1 rRNA gene is annotated in these 3,362 nt (G+C 50.4%); it reads left to right on the forward strand.

The window, feature by feature from the left end:
- Positions 1 to 259: 259 nt before the first annotated feature.
- Positions 260 to 3,193: ribosomal RNA gene (locus HMPREF0874_RS09800) — 23S ribosomal RNA — on the forward strand.
- Positions 3,194 to 3,362 lie beyond the last annotated feature (169 nt).

A 3,362-nucleotide genomic window follows, 5' to 3' on the forward strand; every position in this document is an offset into this window, starting at 1 on the left:
ATCTCTTAGAATTTCTAAGTAGGTTGACCCGAGCACATAGGAAATAATTCTCTGACTTAATGGTGACGTACATGAAAATGTACGGCTACAAAAAACGACAATGTATCTAATGCATGTCAATAAAATCTAAGAATAGATTTTCGTCAGAATTTGATGGATAACGAGGCGTGCCAGTGAGGTGATGTCGCCGCGTACTTATGTACGCAAGACAAACCGAACGCAGCACAACGAAGTTAGCCGCAAATTATGGCGTAAAATAAGTAAAGATTTTAAGGGCGTACGGTGGATGCCTTGGCGATATCAGCCGAAGAAGGACGCGGTAAGCTGCGATAAGCTACGGAGAGGTGCAAGCAACCTGTGACCCGTAGATTTCCGAATGGGGGAACCCGGCAGTGGTTATGCACTGTCACCCATAGCTTAGACTATGAGGAGGGCACCTGGGGAACTGAAACATCTAATTACCCAGAGGAACAGTAATCAAACGAGATTTTCTTAGTAGCGGCGAGCGAACGGGAAAGAGGCCAAACCGGAGCGGGCAACCGCACCGGGGTTGAGGACAGTCATCAAGTGTAAATGAGGTAGAAGAATCGAGCTGGAAAGCTCAGCCGCAGAAGGTGAAAGCCCTGTAATCGAAACCTTGCATACATGGGACTGTATCCAGAGTACCACGAGACACGTGAAACCTTGTGGGAAGCAGGGGGGACCACCCTCCAAGCCAAAATACTGATATCGACCGATAGCGCATAGTACCGTGAGGGAAAGGTGAAAAGAACCCCTGGCGGGGAGTGAAAGAGAACCTGAAACCGTATGTCTACAAACAGTCGAAGTCTGTATATATATCAGGACGACGGCGTGCCTATTGAAGAATGAACCGACGAGTTACTGTTGCTAGCGAGGTTAAGTGGAAAACATGGAGCCGCAGCGAAAGCGAGTCTGAACAGGGCGTATAGTTAGTAATAGTAGACCCGAAACCGTAGTGATCTATCCATGGCCAGGTTGAAGCACAGGTAAAATTGTGTGGAGGACCGAACTCGTGAGCGTTGAAAAGCTTTGGGATGAGTTGTGGATAGGGGTGAAATGCCAATCGAACACGGAGATAGCTGGTTCTCCCCGAAATAGCTTTAGGGCTAGCCTCGAGGTAGAGAGTATAGGCGGTAGAGCACTGATCGGGCTAGGGGCCATACCGGTTACCGAACCTAGTCAAACTACGAATGGCTATACTTATACTCGGGAGTCAGACAGTGAATGATAAGGTCCATTGTCAAGAGGGAAACAGCCCAGAACACCGACTAAGGTCCCCAATGTTACACTAAGTGGCGAAGGATGTGGAATTTCCAAAACAACCAGGATGTTGGCTTAGAAGCAGCCACCATTTAAAGAGTGCGTAATAGCTCACTGGTCGAGAGACTCTGCGCCGAAAATGTCCGGGGCTAAAGTGTAAAACCGAAGTCGTGTCATATGCAGCAATGTATATGGGTAGGGGAGCGTTCTCATCGGGCTGAAGCAGTACCGTAAGGAGTTGTGGACTGATGAGAAGTGAGAATGTCGGTATGAGTAGCGAAAAGAATGGTGAGAATCCATTCCACCGAAAGCCTAAGGGTTCCTGAGCAACGATCGTCGTCTCAGGGTAAGTCGGGACCTAAGCCGAGGCGGAAAGCGTAGGCGATGGACAACAGGTTGAAATTCCTGTACCGGTGTGAATCGTTTGATCGATGGAGTGACACAGTAAGGTAGGTCAGCACGCGATTGGAAGAGCGTGTTTAAGCAGGTAGGTTGAGCTATAGGCAAATCCGTAGCTCTAAAAGCTGAGATGTGATGACGAGCGACTAGCAATAGTCGCGAAGTGATTGATCCTACACTGTCGAGAAAAGCTTCTAGGTAGAGACACATCGCCCGTACCAAAACCGACACAGGTAGGCGGGGAGAGAATCCTAAGGTGCGCGGGAAAACCCTCGTTAAGGAACTCGGCAAAATGCCTCCGTAACTTCGGGAAAAGGAGGACTCATGTAGTGTGAAGAGCAGAAGCGCTTGGAGCATGAATGAGTGGCACAAGAGAGGCGCAAGCGACTGTTTACCACAAACACAGGTGCCTGCTAAAGCGAAAGCTGATGTATAGGTGCTGACACCTGCCCGGTGCTGGAAGGTTAAGAGGAGGGGTTAGACTTCGGTCGAAGCTCTGAATTGAAGCCCCAGTAAACGGCGGCCGTAACTATAACGGTCCTAAGGTAGCGAAATTCCTTGTCGGGTAAGTTCCGACCCGCACGAAAGGTGTAACGACTTGCGCACTGTCTCAACGAGGGACCCGGTGAAATTGAAGTACCTGTGAAGATGCAGGTTACCCGCGACTGGACAGAAAGACCCCATGGAGCTTTACTGCAACCTAAGATTGAACTTAGTTAATGAATGTACAGGATAGGTGGGAGACGGAGAACCTAGGACGCCAGTTTTAGGGGAGTCGCTGTTGGGATACCACCCTTTCATTAATTGATTTCTAACGGGCCGAGTAACGACCGGCCGGACAGTCTTAGGCGGGCAGTTTGACTGGGGCGGTCGCCTCCAAAAGAGTAACGGAGGCGCCCAAAGGTTCCCTCAGAGCGGACGGAAATCGCTCGAAGAGTGTAAAGGCAGAAGGGAGCTTGACTGCGAGACGGACAGGTCGAGCAGGGACGAAAGTCGGGCTTAGTGATCCGGTGGTGCCGAGTGGAAGGGCCATCGCTCAACGGATAAAAGCTACCCTGGGGATAACAGGCTAATCTCTCCCAAGAGTCCATATCGACGGGGAGGTTTGGCACCTCGATGTCGGCTCATCACATCCTGGGGCTGAAGTAGGTCCCAAGGGTTCGGCTGTTCGCCGATTAAAGTGGTACGTGAGCTGGGTTCAGAACGTCGTGAGACAGTTCGGTCCCTATCCATCGCGGGCGTAAGAAACTTGAAGGGGGCTGCTCCTAGTACGAGAGGACCGGAGTGGACGAACCGCTGGTGTACCAATTATCCTGCCAAGGGTACAGTTGGGTAGCTACGTTCGGGACGGATAAACGCTGAAAGCATCTAAGCGTGAAACCAGCCTTGAGATGAGGTTTCTCATAGCGTAAGCTAGTAAGATCCCATGTAGACGACATGGTAGATAGGCCAGGTGTGGAAGAGCCGTGAGGTTTGGAGCTGACTGGTACTAATCGATCGAGGGCTTTACTTAAGCCGCGTAACCAACTTGAAGGAGCAACGCGACGCACAAGTTGCGTGGAGTCGCTTACGTCGAAACGTAAGATTTCACGAAGTGAAATCCACAGGCTTCGACGCAATCCTCCAGACGTGTACTTTGAGTATGGGACGCAACATATAATAAAACATTAAGCAGAATGTGC

Origin of the sequence: Veillonella sp. 6_1_27 (assembly GCF_000163735.1) — a bacterium.
GTDB lineage: Bacteria > Bacillota > Negativicutes > Veillonellales > Veillonellaceae > Veillonella > Veillonella parvula_A.